We start from the raw sequence: 15,474 nt of genomic DNA on the forward strand, positions 1-15,474 counted from the left end.
CGCGTGACGCTCAGAGTGACCGAGGGACAGCAGGGTGGCTGGGCCGTCGTGCGGGTGTCGGGCGAGATGGATCTCGCCACCTCTCCCGCGCTGCGCCAGCAGGTGCACGACGCGGTCGCGGACGGCCGGCACAGCCTCGTCCTCGATCTCTCGCAGGTCCTCTTCTGCGATTCGAGTGGGGTCGGCGTACTGATCGCGGCCCGCCGGCTGATGCGTTCCTGCCGCGGCGAGCTCCGGCTGATCCTGCCCGCCAAGGGGGCCGAGGACGGCTCGCACGTCAACCGCGTCCTGTCGGCGCTCGGCGTGCGCCGCCTCTTCGAGGTGTACCCGGACGTGCTGAGCGCCGTGAACGACGAGGCGTCGCCCCTCTCGGCCTGACCGCGCGGATCCGACCGGCGCAGACCCGTGCGTCCGGGCCGCCCGGCGCGGAAGTTGTTGCGGAATTTTTCCGGTCTTGGCACAAGCGTCGCTGTGAGGGCCCCCGGCGCCGCTCCACGACGTACGCTCCCTGGCGAGGGGACGGGCAGGACCCGTACCACCACCGATGCGAGAGGCGGCCGAGAGGACATGGACCACGCCGAGAGCACCGATCACGCCGAGTACGAGCGCAGGATCGCTGCCCGCTTCGCCGGCTTCGACCAGGACGGCAACGGCTACATCGACCGCGAGGACTTCGTGACCGCGGCCAAAGGACTGCTGGCCGAGTTCACCACGACGGCGCGCTGCGACAAGGGCCAGGCGCTCTACGCGGGCGCCGAGGCCTTCTGGCAGGGCATGGCCGGCATAGCGGATGTGGACGGTGACCAGCGTGTCTCCCGCGAGGAGTTCGTGACGGGCGCGGTGAAGCGGCTGCGGGACAACCCGAAGCGGTTCGCGGAGATCGCCCGCCCCTTCCTGCGGGCCGCCATCGCCGTCGCCGACCAGGAAGGTTCCGGGATCACCCCGGCGGCGGCGGAGCGCATCCTGCGCGTCCTCGGTGCCGACCCGTCCGTGGTGGGCACGGTGGCCGCCGCACTGGACTCGGACGGCGACGGGCGGATCTCCGAGGAGGAGATCGTCATCGCGTTCGCCCACTACTTCACCGTTCCGGAATAGCGTTCACCGGTCCTGTTTCCGAATAGCGCTCGCGCAGCTTGTACTTGAGCACCTTGCGCAGGGTGTCGTTGCGCGGAAGGGCGTCCACCAGTTCCAGCTGCTCGGGCAGCTTGTGCGTGGACAGCCCTTCCGACCGCAGATGGGACGCCATCGCCTCCAGGGTCAGCGGCTCGGTGCCGTCGCGCTGGACGACGACCGCGCACACCCGCTCGCCGCGCTCGGGGTCCGGGAGTCCCACGACCGCCGCGTCGCCCACCGCGGGGTGCGCGTGCAACAGGTCCTCGATCTCCTTCGCGGAGATGTTCTCGCCCTTGCGGATGATGATGTCCTTGGCCCGCCCGGTGAGCACCAGATGCCCCGTGTCCCTCACATGCCCGAGGTCGCCGGTGACGAGGAACCCGTCGCCGGCGAACGCGGCAGCCGACTGCACGGGGTCCAGATAGCCCTGGCAGACGGCCTCCCCGCGCAGCCTGACCTCGCCGTCCACGCCGCACGGGACCTGCTTGCCGTCCGCGTCCGTGACCCGGATCTCCATGCCCTCGGGGGGCTTTCCCTCTGTCGTCGCGAGGTTCTCGGCGGTGTCGTCGGGGGCGCCCATCGTGATCATGGGGACCTCGGTCATGCCGTACCCGTGGGTGAGCTGACAGCCCATCTCCCGTACGACCGCGTGGTAGATCTCGGGCGGCTTGGGCGCGCCGCCGCCCGCGAGGAGCCGCAGCGTCGGGATGAGCCGGTCCTCGGGGGACTTGCGCTGTTCGGTCAGGAACATGGAGTAGAAGGCCGTGGAGCCGCCTGCGACGGTGACCCCGTGCCGCCGGTAGCCGTCGAGCGCGTCCGGCAGCGCGAACTGCTCGAACATCACCGCGGGGAACCCGTACAGGAGCAGCATGACCGTGTAGTCGGGGCCGGCTATGTGCGCGAAGGGGAACGCCATCGAGCCGACGTCGGACGCCGACAGGTGCAGGGCGTGCGCGAGGCAGGAGCCGCCGGCGATCAGTGAGCGGTCCGTGTGGAGGACGCCCTTGGGGTCGGAGGTCGTGCCGGAGGTCCAGTAGATCCAGCGCACGGCCGTGCCGTCGGTGGGCGCGGGCGGCAGTACGGAGGGATCGCCGTCGGGCAGCGTGTCGTACGCCTCGAAGATCCCACGGGCGCCGAGGCGCCGGGCCATCTCCGTGTGGTCGAAGCCCCGCCACACGCCCGGGGTCGCGAAGAACTCGGCCTTCGACTCGCGCAGCGCGAAGCCGACCTCGCGGTCCCGGTAGAAGGGGATGACGGGGGACTGGACGGCGCCGATGCGGGCGAGCGCGAAGGAGAGCAGCGCGGTCTCGATGCGGGTCGGGAGCTGCCAGGCGACGACCGTGCCGGGGCGTACGCCCATGTCGTACAGGCCGGCGGCGACCCGCTCGCCGCGCCCGCGCAGCTCGCCGAAGGTCAGGCGCCGGTCGTCCTTCGCGTCGGGGGCGGACTGGATCAGTACGGGGGTGTCGGGGGTGAGGGCGGCGCGGCGCTCGATCAGCTCCCAGAGCGTCCCGGCGGCGCCCAGGGCGTGTGCGGTGTCGTTCACTGCTCCCCCTCGGAAAGACAGGCCGTACCTGACGGTTAGTCAGATCGTGCGCAGAGCGTAGAGCGCTGCGCCTTGTCGGTCCAGGGGTGCGGGGCTAGCCTGCTATCTGACGACCCATCAGAAACGCCATCAGAAACTGTCAGGTGAGGGGACACGATGGACCCGATGGAACTGCCCCGGATCATCAGCGTCGACGACCATGTGATCGAGCCCGCGCACCTCTTCTCGACCTGGCTGCCGGCGAAGTACCGGGACCGGGGGCCGCAGCCGCTCACGGCCGGGATCGGCGAGCTCGCCTACGTGGCGGGCAAGTACCAGATCACCATGGACCCGGACGGGCCCCCGACGGACTGGTGGATCTACGAGGACCTGAAGTTCCCGTACAAGCGCAACATCGCCGCCGTCGGCTTCGACCGCGACGACATGACCCTCGAAGGCATCACGCGCGCGGAGATGCGGCGCGGCTGCTGGGACCCGAAGGCCCGCCTGGAGGACATGGACCTCAACCATGTCGAGGCCAGCCTCTGCTTCCCCACCTTCCCGCGCTTCTGCGGCCAGACGTTCGCGGAGGCCAAGGACAAGGAAGTGGCGCTCGCCTGCGTGCGCGCCTACAACGACTGGATGGTCGAGGAGTGGTGCGGCGACAGCGGGGGCCGCCTCATCCCGCTCTGCATCATCCCCCTGTGGGACATCGACCTCGCCGTCGCCGAGATCCGGCGCAACGCCGCGCGCGGCGTCAAGGCCGTGACGTTCTCCGAGATCCCCACCTACCTGGGGCTCCCGTCGATCCACTCCGGCTACTGGGACCCGTTCTTCGCCGTGTGCCAGGAGACCGGGACGGTCGTCAACATGCACATCGGCTCCAGCTCGCAGATGCCCGCCGCGTCCCCGGACGCCCCGCCCGCCGTCCAGGCCTCGCTCAGCTTCAACAACGCGATGGCGTCGATGATGGACTTCCTCTTCTCCGGGGTCCTGGTGAAGTTCCCGACGCTCAAACTCGCCTACTCCGAGGGGCAGATGGGCTGGATCCCGTACGCCCTGGAGCGCGCGGACGACGTCTGGGAGGAGCACCGGGCCTGGGGCGGGGTGCGCGACCTCATCCCCGAGCCGCCGTCGACGTACTACTACCGCCAGATGTTCTGCTGCTTCTTCCGCGACAAGCACGGGGTGGCGTCCCTCGACGTCGTCGGCCGGGACAACGCGACCTTCGAGACGGACTACCCGCACGTCGACTCGACCTTCCCGCACACCAAGGAGGTCGCCCTCGACCATGTGAAGGGCCTCGACTCCGAGACGGTCTACAAGCTCATGCGGGGCAACGCGATCCGCATGCTCGACCTGGACCTCGACAGGTAGCGGGCCGCGCCGTGGATCTGACGTACACGGACGAGGAAGAGGAGTTCAGGGCGCGGCTGCGGGAGTGGCTCGCGTCCGTCCTGCCGGGGCTGCCCCCGAAGCCGTCGCCGAACGACTGGCCGGGCAGACGCGCCTACGACCTCGGCTGGCAGCGCAGGCTGTACGACGCCGGGTACGCGGGCCTGCACTGGCCCGCCGACGCGGGCGGCCGCGGTGCCACGCCCACGCAGCACCTCATATTCCTGGAGGAGACGGAGAAGGCGGGCGCGCCGTACGTGGGGGCCAACTTCGTAGGGCTGCTGCACGCCGGGCCGACGATCGCCGCCGAGGGGACGCCTCGGCAGCGGTCCCGCTGGCTGCCGCCGGTCCTGCGCGGTGACGAGGTGTGGTGCCAGGGGTTCAGCGAGCCCGACGCAGGCTCCGACCTCGCGGCGCTGCGCACGCGCGCGACGCGGGACGGCGACCACTACGTGGTCAGCGGGTCCAAGATCTGGACCTCGCACGCGGAGGTCGCCGACTGGTGCGAACTCCTCGTGCGCACCGACCCGTCCGCCCCGAAACACCGCGGCATCTCCTGGCTCGCCATGCCGATGGACGCGCCCGGGATCACCGTACGACCGCTGCGCACGCTCGCCGGGTCCGCCGAGTTCGCCGAGATGTTCCTCGACGACGTACGCGTCCCGGTTGCCAACCGGGTCGGCGAGGAGAACGACGGCTGGCGCGTGACGATGGTGACGCTGTCCTTCGAACGCGGCACCGCGTTCGTGGGCGAGGTCGTCGCCTGCCGCCGTGTCCTCGGCGAACTGGCCGCGCAGGCCCGTAAGAACGGCCGCTGGGACGACGCCGTGCTGCGCCGCAGGCTCGGCCGCCTCAACGCCGAGTTCCGCGCCCTGTGGCGGCTCACCCAGTGGAACGTCAGCGAGGCCGAGCAGGCCGGCGGCGTCCCCGGTGCCGGCGGCTCGGTCTTCAAGCTGCGCTACTCGCACGCCCGCCAGGAGCTGTTCGACGCCGCGGCCGAGGTGCTCGGCGTCGCGGGCGCGCTCGACACGGACCAGGAGTGGACCCTCGACCGCCTGTCGTCCCTCTCGTACACGATCGCCGCCGGCACCTCCCAGATCCAGCACAACATCGTCGCCGAACGCATCCTCGGCCTGCCGAAGGACCGGCCCGGCCAACGGCCGAAGGATCTTCAGAAGGGAGGGCGGTGAGCATGCGCTTCCAGCTCACCGACGACCAACGCGCCCTGCGCGACGGCGTACGGGACCTGCTCGCCGGACGCTTCGACCGCGACGCCCTGCGCACCGCCGTGGACACGCCCGGGCACCTGGACCGGGAGCTGTGGCGGGCCCTGGGCGACGCGGGCTTCTTCGCCCTGTGCCTCCCGGAGGCGGACGGCGGCGTCGGCCTGGGGCTGCCCGAGGCCGTCCTCGTCTTCGAGGAGGCGGGCCGGGTCCTGTTGCCGGGCCCGCTCGTCGCCACGCATCTCGCCGCGGGCACCGTGCCGGGCGCCGCGACCGGCGAGGCCGTCGTGACGGCGCCCGCCGGGGAGCTCCTCCCGTGGCGGGACGCGTCGGACGTCGTCCAGGGCGACGCGACCGGCGCCGTACCCCTGGCCTCCGTCGACCCGCTCACGCCTCTGCACAAGCTGCCGCGCCCGCACGCGCCCCGCAGCCCCGAGGCCGTACTCCTCACCGCCGCCGAACAGCTCGGCTCCGCCACGCGCACCTGCGAGCTGGCGGTCCAATACGCCCGCGAGCGCGAGCAGTTCGGGCAGCCCATCGGCGCGTTCCAGGCCGTGAAGCACCTGTGCGCCCAGATGCTCGTACGGGCCGAGCCGGCCCGTGCGGCCGTGTACGCGGCGGCTGTCACCGCCGACCCGGTCGAGATCGCCGCCGCCGAGCTGCTCGCCGACGAGGCGGCCGTGCGCAACGCGCGCGACTGCGTCCAGGTGCACGGCGGCATGGGCTTCACCTGGGAGGCGGACGTGCATCTGCATCTCAAGCGGGCCTGGGTGCGCGCCGGGACGGGCCGTACGGCGCGCGAGACGGAGGAGGAGCTGGCGGCGGCGCTGTGACGTCCGGGGTCGCGCTCAGGGCGGGGCGAACCCATGTACGGACGGTCACGGAACGTCGATATCGGGTTGTGTCCTGCGCGGGACTCGTCACGGCACGGAGTCGGGGTCCCGCTCGGGTACCTTGTGTGGGATGCGAGTGGTTCCGAGTCCGAGCCATCCCGGTGTTGCCCCTGAGGCGGCTCCGGATCCGGCGATGCGCGCCGTTCGCAGCGCATGGGAGGGCCGCACGCCCGCCCGTTCGACTCCCCGCAGGACGCGTCGCACAGTATGGCGCACGCGTACTCCTTCGCGCTGGAATATGCCCGAAGCGCTTGTTGGGGTGACTGTACGTCAACCATGCTGTCTCCCAAGGGGATCACGGTCCGTGAGCTCCTTGACTTGTCACAGTCCCGAGGCGATGTGTCCGCCGGTTCGGATGGTGTGAGCGGTGCAGGTGCTTCAAGTTCAGCTGGAGGTCGGGGCGGATCCCGCGGAGGTGGGGCGAGCCCGCAGGTGGGCGCGCTCGCGCCTCGCAGGGTCGGGGATAGAGGCCGATGAGCCACTGGCGGAGACGCTCATCCTGATCGTCTCCGAGCTCGTCACCAACGCCGTGGTGCACACCGGCTGTCCGGCCGTCCTGCGGATGCTGCTGCCGGGCGTCCCGGCGGAGGTCAGCGCCGGCACGGTCCGCGTGGAGGTGGCCGACGCCAGCGACCGGCCCCCCGCGCCGCGGCACGCCGACGGGGATGAGACCAACGGCCGCGGCCTGGAACTCGTCGACGGTCTGGCGGACCGCTGGGGCTGGCGGCCCGAGGGCACGGGCAAGGCCATCTGGTGCGAGATCGACCGCTGCGGCGCGCAGGGCGCGGGGGCGGGGACGTATCAGGGGATGGCGTACGAGGCCGTGTAGTCCGCCTCCCGGTGCGTCGGTTCCGACTTCCGGTGCGCCGGCGTGCCTCGCCGTTCCTCGGTGTGTGTCGGTTCGCGCCGGGCGTGCGCCGTCATAAAAGTCACATAACTGGCAAATCTCCTTACCGGTGTTGACGCCGGGTGTCCGTTTGATCACGCTTGTGGTCAGCGATTCGTGGCGAGGGGACGCCAAGGGTTCCGGTGACGGGAGCCCTCGGTGAGTACGGGTCGCGCCGCGGCGGGCGGCTCTCCCAGGGGCCGGGGGAGCAGGGCCCGGGCGCCGGGGGCCGGACGGCGGTGCGAGCGCATCGCCGTCCGGCCCTGAACTTCCGTACGGGACAAGCCTCTTGATGCCTAAAGGATCGCGACCGGGGCCACGGGTGTGCCCGTGCCGCCCACGAAGGGCTCGGGCATCGCCGAGAGCAGGAACGCGTAGCGCGCATCTTGTCCACAGGCTGTGGACAAGTTCTCCAGATTCCAGTTCTGGCCCTGGATCATGCCCATTTCGACCAGGTCGAGGGCGTGCACCGGCAGCCAGAGGTTCTCGTGCTCCGGCGGGAAGATCTCGAAGGTGAGGGTGTCGTTCGCGACGGCGGCCACGTCGCGCGCGTGGAACCACTCGGGCGTGCGCACGGACAGGCCGGGGGACGGATAGCCGTACGCGTGCTTGTCGCCCGCGAGGTACGTCTGGATCTGGCCGGTGCGGACGAGGACGATGTCGCCGGCGCGGACGGTGACATGGCCGAACTCCTCGGCCTCGGACAGGTCTTCGGGGGTCACGGCGTGATCGCCGGGCAGCCGGTCCACGCCCTTCGCCGCCGCGACGTCGAGCAGGACGCCGCGCGAGACGATGTACGGGGCCTTGTCGATGCCGCTGAACCGCGCGCCGCCGTGCGCCGTGATCGTGTCGGCGGGGCGGCCGTTGTAGATCCGTCCCGAGTGCGAGATGTGGGTGAGGGCGTCCCAGTGTGTGGCCGCCTGGAGCCCCATGGTCACCGCGTCGTCGCTGGTGGCGACGGTGCCGGGACCGAACAGCTCGTGGTTGATCTGGACCATGGTGTGGAACGGGTTGACGCGGCCCGGGATCAGTCCGGTCTGCACCCCGTCCTCCTTGAGGGGCAGCGCGAGGGGTACCCGGCGGCCCGTGCGGATGGTCGACGCGGCCTCGCGCACGACCTCGTCGGTGACCAGATTGAGCGTGCCGATCTCGTCGTCGGCGCCCCAACGGCCCCAGTTGTTGACGCGCTTGGCCATTTCGTGGAACTCGGCAGGCAACGACATGAGTGCTCCCCGGGGCTTGTCTTCCGGTATCTGACGGGTCATAGAATCTAACGGTCCGTCAGAAACCGCGGGAAGGGGCCGGACGTGGGGAACTTCTTGGCAGGCAAGGTGGTGGCTGTCACCGGGGCCGGGCGCGGCATCGGCAGAGCCGTCGCGCTCGCCTGCGCCGCCGAGGGCGCACGGGTCGTCGTCAACGACTACGGGGTGTCCATCGAGGGCGGCGAACCGGCGAGCGAGATCGCCGAGTCCGTCGTCAAGGAGATCGAGGCGGCCGGCGGCGAGGCCGTCGCCGTCGCCGACGACATCTCGACCATGGCGGGCGGTCAGCGGATCGTCGACGTGGCGCTCGCCCGGTACGGGCGGATCGACGGCGTCGTGTGCGTCGCCGGGATCCTGCGCGAGCGGATGCTGTTCAACATGTCCGAGCAGGAGTGGGACCCGGTGGTCGCCACGCACCTGAAGGGCACGTTCACCGTGTTCCGGGCGGCGTCCGCCGTCATGCGCAAGCAAGGGTCGGGCACGCTCATCGGCTTCACCAGCGGCAACCACCAGGGATCCGTGGCGCAGGCCAACTACAGCGCCGCCAAGGGCGGGATCATCTCGCTCGTGCGCAGCGCCGCGCTCGGGCTGCACAAGTACGGCGTCACGGCGAACGCGGTCGCGCCCGTCGCCCGTACGCGGATGTCGGCGAACGTGCCCATGGAGCTCAAGGAGATCGGGGAGCCGGAGGACGTCGCCGCGCTCGTCGTCTATCTGCTCAGCGAACGCGCCCGCGCCGAGAAGATCACCGGGCAGGTGTACACGATCGCCGGGCCCAAGATCGCGGTCTGGGCCCAGCCGAGGGAGCTGCGCTCGGGCTACGCGGAGGGCGGCTGGACGCCGGACAAGATCGCGGACTTCCTGCCGGGCACCGTGGGCGTCGATCCGATGCCGATGCTCGCGCAGCTGGAGGCGATGGCCGAGGCGGCCGCCGCGAAAGCGCGGCCCAATCAGTGACGTCGAGGCCGGGGGCGGAGGCGCGTGGTGGAGTTCGGGTTCGGGGATGAGGACGAGGCGTTCCGGCGGGAGGCCCGCGCGTGGCTCACGGAGCACCTCACCGGCGAGTACGCCGTCGCCCGGGGGCGCGGCGGGCCCGGGAGCGAGCACGAGGACGCCGGCGTACGGCGGGCCTGGGAGCTTGAGTTGGGCGCGTCCGGGTGGATCGGGCTCGGCTGGCAGCGCGACGGGTACGGCAACCGGGTCGCCTCACCGACCCAGCAGGTCGTCTGGGCCGAGGAGTACGCGCGGGCCCGCGCGCCCGCACGCCACGGGCACATCGGCGAGAACCTGCTCGCCCCGACCCTGATCGCGTACGGCGACGAGGAGCAGCAGCGGCGCTTCCTGCCGCCGATCGCCTCCGGCGAGGAGCTGTGGTGCCAGGGCTACAGCGAGCCCGGCGCCGGTTCCGACCTCGCGAACCTGCGCACGACCGCCGTACGTGACGGGGACACGTACCGCGTCACCGGGCAGAAGGTGTGGACGTCGCTCGCGCACGAGGCCGACTGGTGCTTCGTGCTCGCGCGCACCGAGGCCGGGTCGCGGCGCCATCACGGCCTGTCGTTCCTCCTCGTGCCGATGGACCAGCCGGGCCGGATCGAGGTGCGGCCCATCCGGCAGCTGACCGGCACAGCTGAGTTCAACGAGGTGTTCTTCGACGGCGCGCACGCGCCCGTGGAGCACGTCGTCGGCGGCGAGGGGCAGGGCTGGCGGGTCGCCATGGGGCTGCTCGCCCTGGAGCGCGGCGTCTCGACGCTCGCCCAGCAGATCGGCTTCGCCGCCGAACTCGCCGAGGTCGTACGGACCGCGGTGCGTACGGGCGCGGCCGACGACCCGCTGTTCAGGGACCGCCTCGTACGGCAGTGGGCCGAGCTGCGCGTCATGCGGTTCAACGCGCTGCGCACGCTCGGCGGCGCGCAGGACCCGGGCGCCCCGAGCGTCGCCAAGCTCCTGTGGGGCCGCTGGCACCAGCGTCTGGGCGAACTCGCACTCCAGGCGCGGGGCGCGCTCGCCGCCGCCGGGCCTGGGGACTGGGCGCCTGACAGTACGTACGAACTCGACGCCGCACAGCGGCTGTTCCTCTTCAGCCGGGCCGACACGATCTACGGCGGCTCGGACGAGATCCAGCGCAACATCATCGCCGAGCGCGTGCTCGGGCTGCCCAGGGAGACGAGGGAGTCGTCATGAGGGGTGTCGTGTTCGACGGGGTCCGGGCCGACGTGGTCGACGATCTCGAGATACGCGATCCGGGACCGGGCGAGGTGCTCGTCGACGTCGCCGCCGCCGGGCTGTGCCACAGCGATCTGTCGGTGATCGACGGGACCATCCCCTTCCCGGCGCCGGTCGTGCTCGGACACGAGGGCGCGGGCGTCGTGGAGGCCGTCGGCGCGGGCGTCACGCATGTGGCGCCCGGGGACCATGTGGCGCTGTCCACGCTCGCCAACTGCGGCGCCTGCGCGGACTGCGACCGGGGGCGGCCGACCATGTGCCGCAAGGCGATCGGGATGCCCACGCAGCCGTTCTCGCGGGGCGGCACACCGCTCTACCAGTTCGCCGCGAACTCCTCGTTCGCCGAGCGGACCGTCGTGAAGGCCGTGCAGGCCGTGCCGATCCCCGCCGATATCCCGCTGACGTCGGCCGCGCTCATGGGGTGCGGGGTGCTGACCGGCGTCGGCGCCGTCCTCAACCGGGCGCGCGTCGACCAGGGTGACACCGTCGTCGTCATCGGGACCGGCGGGATCGGCCTCAATGTGCTCCAGGGGGCCCGGATCGCGGGCGCGTCCAGGATCGTCGCCGTCGACGCGAACCCCGACAAGGAAGCGGTGGCGCGGCAGTTCGGGGCGACGGACTTCCTGACCTCGGCCGCCGGGGTCAGGGACGTCCTGCCGCACGGCGCCGACCATGTCTTCGAGTGTGTCGGCCGCGTCGAGCTGGTCCGCCAGGCCGTCGACCTCCTCGACCGGCACGGCCAGGCCGTACTCCTCGGCATGCCGGGCGCCGACGCGGAGGCGTCCTTCGTCGTCGCCTCGCTCTTCCTCGACAAGTCCATCCTGGGCTGCCGCTACGGCTCTTCGCGGCCCCAGCGCGACATCAGGCTCTACGCCGACCTGTACCGCCAGGGCCGGCTGCTGCTCGACGAGCTGGTCACGGAGACGTACCCGGTCGAGGACTTCGCGAAGGCGGCACAGGACGCGCAGCAGGGGAGGGTGGCGCGGGGGGTGCTGGTGTTCTGAGCCGGGCCTATGTGTTCTGCATCGCGCCCTGCACGGCCGTGGCGTGGAACGTGCGGCGGTACGCCGTCGGCGTCACGCCCAGTGCCGCCTGGAGGTGCTGCCGCATCGACTGCGCCGTGCCGAAGCCCGACTCGCGCGCCACCTGGTCCATCGACAGATCGCTCGACTCCAGGAGGTGCCGGGCCCGCTCCACCCGCTGCTGGGTGAGCCACTGTCCCGGGCTGACACCGGCCTCTTCGCGGAAGCGGCGCGTGAAGGTGCGTACCGACATCGCCTCCTGGGCGGCCAGGTCGCGCAGCTGGAGCGGTTCGTGAAGGCGGGCGAGCGCCCAGGCGCGCGCCTTCGTCGTCGTCGCGAGCTGGGGTTCGGGGACGGGGCGGTGGATGTACTGGGCCTGCCCGCCGTCGCGGTGGGGCGGGACGACGGTGTGGCGGGCCACCTCGTTGGCCACCGCCGTGCCGTGGTCCCGGCGGACCAGGTGCAGGCAGAGATCGATGCCCGCGGCGACGCCGGCCGACGTCAGGACGTCCCCGTCGTCGATGTACAGGACGTCCGCGTCGACCTTGATCTCGGGGAAGAGCCGCTGGAAGTGCTCCGCCGACGTCCAGTGAGTGGTCGCCGGGCGCCCGTCCAAATAGCCGGCCGCCGCGAGGACGTAGCTGCCGGTGCAGATCGACACCATCCGTGTGCCGGTCCTGACCTGCGCGAAGGCCGCCGCCAGCTCGTCGGTGAGTACGCCCTCGTTGACGACGGGGCCGAGCTCGTACGACGCGGGCACGACCACGGTGTCCGCGGTGGCGAGCGCCTCCGGGCCGTTTCTGATCAGCACGGCGAAGTCGGCGTCCGTCTCCACGGGGCCGGGTTCCCTGACCGAGCACGTCACGACCTCGTAGAGCGGCCGGCCCGCGGAGTCCTTGGCGCGGCTGAAGATGCGCTGGGTGATGCCGAGTTCGAAGGGGAGCACGCCGTCGAGGGCCAGGACGACCACACGGTGGGGGCGCTGCGTTCGGGGCGCGGGAGTCTCGGGCATGGCTCCGAGTGTATGGCCCGATCCTAGCGAAGGCTGTCTTTCGGGCCACTCGCCCGGAGCGGGTCCGTGATCCGATGCTGTCTGCTGTGACGCACACAACCGACATCGACGCCGCGGCCAAGGACTCGCCCGGCGCGGGCGCATCCCGTCCGCCCCGCCCCCGTCCCCGTATCCACCGCGCCTGGTTCGTGGCCGCCGTCACCTTCGTGACGATCATTGGAGCCGCCGCCTTCCGGTCCCTGCCGGGGCTCTTGATCGACCCGCTGAACGAGGAGTTCCACTGGTCGCGCGGCACCATCGGGCTCGCCGTCTCCATCAACCTCGCGCTCTACGGGCTGACCGCGCCCTTCGCCGCCGCTCTCATGGACCGGTTCGGAATCCGGCGCGTGGTCGCCGTCGCCCTGGTCGTCATAGCGGCCGGCTCCGGCCTGACCGTGTGGATGGACTCGGCCTGGCAGCTCCTGCTGTGCTGGGGCCTGCTCGTCGGACTCGGCTCCGGCTCGATGGCCCTCGCCTTCGCCGCGACCGTCACGAACCGGTGGTTCACCGCCCGGCGCGGGCTCGTCACCGGGATCCTCACGGCCGCTTCCGCGTCGGGGCAGCTCATCTTCCTGCCGCTGCTCTCGTGGATCGTCGAGGTGCACAAGTGGCGGCCCGCGGCCGTGACGGTGGCGCTCGCGGCCCTCGCCGTCGTGCCGTTCGTGTGGCTGCTGCTGCGCGACCACCCGGCCGACGTGGGGACCACCCCGTACGGCTCCGCGGAGTTCGTCGAGAAGCCGCCGCCCGTCACCGGGGCCGCCCGCCGCACCGTGAGCGTGCTCTTCAAGGCCGCCCGTACGGGTCCCTTCTGGCTGCTCGCCGGGACGTTCGCGATCTGCGGCGCCTCCACGAACGGGCTCGTCCAGACGCACTTCGTACCGGCCGCGCACGATCACGGGATGCCGATCACCGCGGCGGCCTCGCTGCTCGCCGTGGTGGGAGTCTTCGACGTCGTCGGGACCGTGGCGTCGGGCTGGTTCACCGACCGCTTCGACCCGCGGCGGCTGCTCGCGGTGTACTACGCGCTGCGTGGGGTCTCCCTGCTGTTCCTGCCGATGCTCCTCGCCCCGTCCGTCCACCCGCCGATGGTCTTCTTCATCGTCTTCTACGGGCTCGACTGGGTCGCCACCGTGCCGCCCACCCTGGCCCTGTGCCGTGAGTACTACGGCGAGGACAGCGCGATCGTGTTCGGCTGGGTGCTCGCCTCGCACCAGGTGGGTGCCGCGCTCGTCGCCTTCCTCGGCGGCGTCGCCCGTGACACGTTCGGCTCGTACGACGTCGTCTGGTACGCGTCCGGCGCGCTGTGCGCGGCGGCGGCCCTGATGGCGCTGGTCATCCGGCGCCGGACCGCCGATGCCGATGGGCTCCTGGTGGCCGACCTCGCCTGATCAGTGCTCGAAGCGGCCGAACGCGCCCTTGTGGAACAGCAGCGGGGACGCCTCGCCCTCCGCCGTCCCGAGCGCCTCCACCCGGCCCACCACGATGAGGTGGTCCCCGCCCGTGTGGACCGCGTGGATCGTGCAGTCGACCCACGCGGGCGCGCCCGCGAGGCGCGGCGAGCCCGTCACCGGCGCCGCGTCGTGCTCGACGCCCGCGAACTTGTCCGTGCCGCGCGCAGCGAAGGACCGGCACAGCGCGCCCTGGTCCGCGCCCAGGACGTTCACGCAGAAGACGCCGGCGCTCGCGATGCGCGGCCAGGTCGTGGACGTACGGGCCACCATGAACGCCACCAGTGGCGGGTCCAGGGAGAGCGAGGAGAAGGACTGGCAGGCGAAGCCGGCTGGGGGAGCGCCGGGGTGCGGGGGCGGCGCCGTGACGACCGTGACGCCGGTGGCGAAGTGGCCGAGGACGCGACGGAACTCGCCGGGGTCCAGTGGCGCCCGCTCGTCCTCGCCCACCGCCCGTAGCTCCGGACGCGGCAGCACGTCCACCGGCTCGGCGGACGTGGGCGCACCGACCGACCGGAGGTACCTGACCACCGTCGCTGCCATTCCTGCGTGTCCCATCACACCTACGATTGAAGCTGACGATGCGTCAGATAGGAAGTGGTGGGCCCGAATTCGATGACGGCGTCCAGCTGCGAAGTCGGCTAGCGGCCCTTGTACGTCGGGTCGCGGCGCTCCTTGAAGGAGGCGACGCCCTCCTGTGCGTCCGCCGTCGTCATGTTGATCTCCTGTGCCGTCGCCTCCGCCGCGAACGCCGTCGCGCGGTCCGACTCCAGGGAGGCGTTGACCAGCTGCTTGGTCATGGCGATGGCCCGCGTCGGACCGCTCGCCAGGCGCGCCGCCCACTCCTGGGCCGTCTTGCGCAGCTCCCCGTCCGGGACCGTGCGGTTGACCAGGCCCAGGCGTTCCGCGTCCGCCGAGGAGAGCGCGTCGCCGAAGAACATCAGCTCCTTGGCCCGCTGCGGCCCGATGAGGCGCGGCAGCAGATAGGCGCCGCCCCCGTCGGGGACCAGGCCGCGGCGCACGAAGACCTCGATGAACCGGGCCGACTCAGCCGCGAGCACCAGATCGCACGCGAACGCCAGATGCGCCCCGATCCCGGCCGCCGTCCCGTTGACCGCCGCGACGACCGGCTTCTCGCAGTCCATGACCGCCGCGATCAGACGTTGCGCGCCCAGCCGGATCGTGCGTGCCACGTCACCGGGCACGCGCGGCCCCGAGGCCGGCGCACCCCGCAGGTCCGCCCCGGCGCAGAACCCCCTGCCGGTCGCCGTGATGACGACGGCGCGCACGTCGGGGTCGGCGGAGGCGCTGTTCAGGATGCCGATGATCTCCTCACGCTGGTCCCAGGTCAGCGCGTTCATGGCCTCGGGACGGTTGAGCGTGATCCAGGTGACGGCGTCGGTGGTGGTGCACTCGATGGTGGCGGACAT

Annotated in this window: 15 protein-coding genes; 10 read left to right on the plus strand and 5 right to left on the minus strand. The window is 71.7% G+C overall.

Features of this window, described 5'->3' with window-relative positions:
* Positions 1-3 precede the first annotated feature (3 nt).
* Both CG723_RS26555 and CG723_RS26560 read left to right on the plus strand, forming a co-directional pair.
* Positions 4-378 carry an STAS domain-containing protein gene (locus CG723_RS26555; RefSeq protein WP_100596019.1) on the plus strand — a complete coding sequence of 125 codons (375 nt, stop codon included), beginning with the start codon at positions 4-6 and terminating at the stop codon, positions 376-378.
* 189 nt (positions 379-567) lie between these two features.
* Positions 568-1,095 carry an EF-hand domain-containing protein gene (locus CG723_RS26560; RefSeq protein ID WP_100596020.1) on the plus strand — a complete coding sequence of 176 codons (528 nt, stop codon included), beginning with the start codon at positions 568-570 and terminating at the stop codon, positions 1,093-1,095.
* Here the strand turns inward: CG723_RS26560 and CG723_RS26565 are convergent.
* Complete coding sequence (locus CG723_RS26565) at positions 1,079-2,659, minus strand: class I adenylate-forming enzyme family protein (protein ID WP_100596021.1); 1,581 nt, start codon at positions 2,657-2,659, stop codon at positions 1,079-1,081. The two genes, CG723_RS26560 and CG723_RS26565, sit on opposite strands and share 17 nt — an antisense overlap.
* 156 nt (positions 2,660-2,815) lie before the next feature.
* On the opposite strand from CG723_RS26565, the gene CG723_RS26570 reads away from it, so the two are divergent.
* The 4 genes from CG723_RS26570 to CG723_RS26590 all read left to right on the plus strand — a co-directional run bounded on the left by CG723_RS26570 (position 2,816) and on the right by CG723_RS26590 (position 6,978).
* Positions 2,816-4,015 (plus strand): amidohydrolase family protein, encoded by a 1,200-nt coding sequence (locus CG723_RS26570; protein WP_100596022.1) that lies wholly within the window; start codon positions 2,816-2,818, stop codon positions 4,013-4,015.
* 11 nt (positions 4,016-4,026) lie between these two features.
* The gene (locus CG723_RS26575; protein WP_100596023.1) at positions 4,027-5,223 is read left to right on the plus strand and encodes an acyl-CoA dehydrogenase; all 1,197 of its coding nucleotides are present in this window, start codon (positions 4,027-4,029) and stop codon (positions 5,221-5,223) included.
* Between the two features lie 2 nt (positions 5,224-5,225).
* Positions 5,226-6,089 (plus strand): acyl-CoA dehydrogenase family protein, encoded by an 864-nt coding sequence (locus CG723_RS26580; protein ID WP_100596024.1) that lies wholly within the window; start codon positions 5,226-5,228, stop codon positions 6,087-6,089.
* Positions 6,090-6,516: 427 nt separating this feature from the next.
* Positions 6,517-6,978, plus strand: a complete 462-nt coding sequence (locus CG723_RS26590) for an ATP-binding protein (protein ID WP_100596026.1) — start codon at positions 6,517-6,519, stop codon at positions 6,976-6,978.
* Positions 6,979-7,331: 353 nt separating this feature from the next.
* Here the strand turns inward: CG723_RS26590 and CG723_RS26595 are convergent, their stop codons facing one another.
* Positions 7,332-8,258 (minus strand): cyclase family protein, encoded by a 927-nt coding sequence (locus CG723_RS26595; protein WP_100596027.1) that lies wholly within the window; start codon positions 8,256-8,258, stop codon positions 7,332-7,334.
* 84 nt (positions 8,259-8,342) lie between these two features.
* Between CG723_RS26595 and CG723_RS26600 the strand changes: the two genes are divergently transcribed.
* The 3 genes from CG723_RS26600 to CG723_RS26610 are packed head-to-tail and all read left to right on the plus strand — an operon-like array spanning position 8,343 to position 11,527.
* Positions 8,343-9,254, plus strand: a complete 912-nt coding sequence (locus CG723_RS26600; protein WP_100596028.1) for an SDR family NAD(P)-dependent oxidoreductase — start codon at positions 8,343-8,345, stop codon at positions 9,252-9,254.
* A gap of 27 nt (positions 9,255-9,281) precedes the next feature.
* The gene (locus CG723_RS26605; RefSeq protein WP_100596029.1) at positions 9,282-10,481 is read left to right on the plus strand and encodes an acyl-CoA dehydrogenase family protein; all 1,200 of its coding nucleotides are present in this window, start codon (positions 9,282-9,284) and stop codon (positions 10,479-10,481) included.
* Positions 10,478-11,527 (plus strand): Zn-dependent alcohol dehydrogenase, encoded by a 1,050-nt coding sequence (locus tag CG723_RS26610; RefSeq protein ID WP_100596030.1) that lies wholly within the window; start codon positions 10,478-10,480, stop codon positions 11,525-11,527. The genes CG723_RS26605 and CG723_RS26610 overlap by 4 nt, the downstream gene beginning before the upstream one ends.
* Positions 11,528-11,534: 7 nt before the next feature.
* Here the strand turns inward: CG723_RS26610 and CG723_RS26615 are convergent, their stop codons facing one another.
* Positions 11,535-12,557 (minus strand): GlxA family transcriptional regulator, encoded by a 1,023-nt coding sequence (locus CG723_RS26615; protein ID WP_100596031.1) that lies wholly within the window; start codon positions 12,555-12,557, stop codon positions 11,535-11,537.
* A gap of 86 nt (positions 12,558-12,643) precedes the next feature.
* On the opposite strand from CG723_RS26615, the gene CG723_RS26620 reads away from it, so the two are divergent.
* Positions 12,644-13,984 (plus strand): MFS transporter, encoded by a 1,341-nt coding sequence (locus CG723_RS26620; protein WP_100596032.1) that lies wholly within the window; start codon positions 12,644-12,646, stop codon positions 13,982-13,984.
* Here CG723_RS26620 and CG723_RS26625 read toward each other — a convergent pair whose 3' ends face one another.
* Both CG723_RS26625 and CG723_RS26630 read right to left on the minus strand, forming a co-directional pair.
* Positions 13,985-14,602, minus strand: coding sequence for a flavin reductase family protein (locus tag CG723_RS26625; RefSeq protein WP_100596033.1), 618 nt, complete (start codon positions 14,600-14,602; stop codon positions 13,985-13,987).
* A gap of 83 nt (positions 14,603-14,685) precedes the next feature.
* On the minus strand, positions 14,686-15,474 hold the full coding sequence (locus CG723_RS26630) for an enoyl-CoA hydratase/isomerase family protein (RefSeq protein WP_100596034.1): 789 nt from the start codon (positions 15,472-15,474) through the stop codon (positions 14,686-14,688).

Source organism: Streptomyces sp. CB01635, assembly GCF_002803065.1.
In the GTDB taxonomy this organism is placed as follows: Bacteria; Actinomycetota; Actinomycetes; order Streptomycetales; family Streptomycetaceae; genus Streptomyces.

Excerpts from the sequence above, each read along its gene's own strand:
- CG723_RS26560 (WP_100596020.1), top strand. The coding sequence starts at position 568 with ATGGACCACGCCGAGAGCACCGATCACGCCGAGTACGAGCGCAGGATC.
- CG723_RS26570 (WP_100596022.1), top strand. The coding sequence starts at position 2,816 with ATGGACCCGATGGAACTGCCCCGGATCATCAGCGTCGACGACCATGTG.
- CG723_RS26580 (WP_100596024.1), top strand. The coding sequence starts at position 5,226 with ATGCGCTTCCAGCTCACCGACGACCAACGCGCCCTGCGCGACGGCGTA.
- CG723_RS26595 (WP_100596027.1), bottom strand. The coding sequence starts at position 8,258 with ATGTCGTTGCCTGCCGAGTTCCACGAAATGGCCAAGCGCGTCAACAAC.
- CG723_RS26610 (WP_100596030.1), top strand. The coding sequence starts at position 10,478 with ATGAGGGGTGTCGTGTTCGACGGGGTCCGGGCCGACGTGGTCGACGAT.
- CG723_RS26615 (WP_100596031.1), bottom strand. The coding sequence starts at position 12,557 with ATGCCCGAGACTCCCGCGCCCCGAACGCAGCGCCCCCACCGTGTGGTC.
- CG723_RS26625 (WP_100596033.1), bottom strand. The coding sequence starts at position 14,602 with ATGGGACACGCAGGAATGGCAGCGACGGTGGTCAGGTACCTCCGGTCG.
- CG723_RS26630 (WP_100596034.1), bottom strand. The coding sequence starts at position 15,474 with ATGTCCGCCACCATCGAGTGCACCACCACCGACGCCGTCACCTGGATC.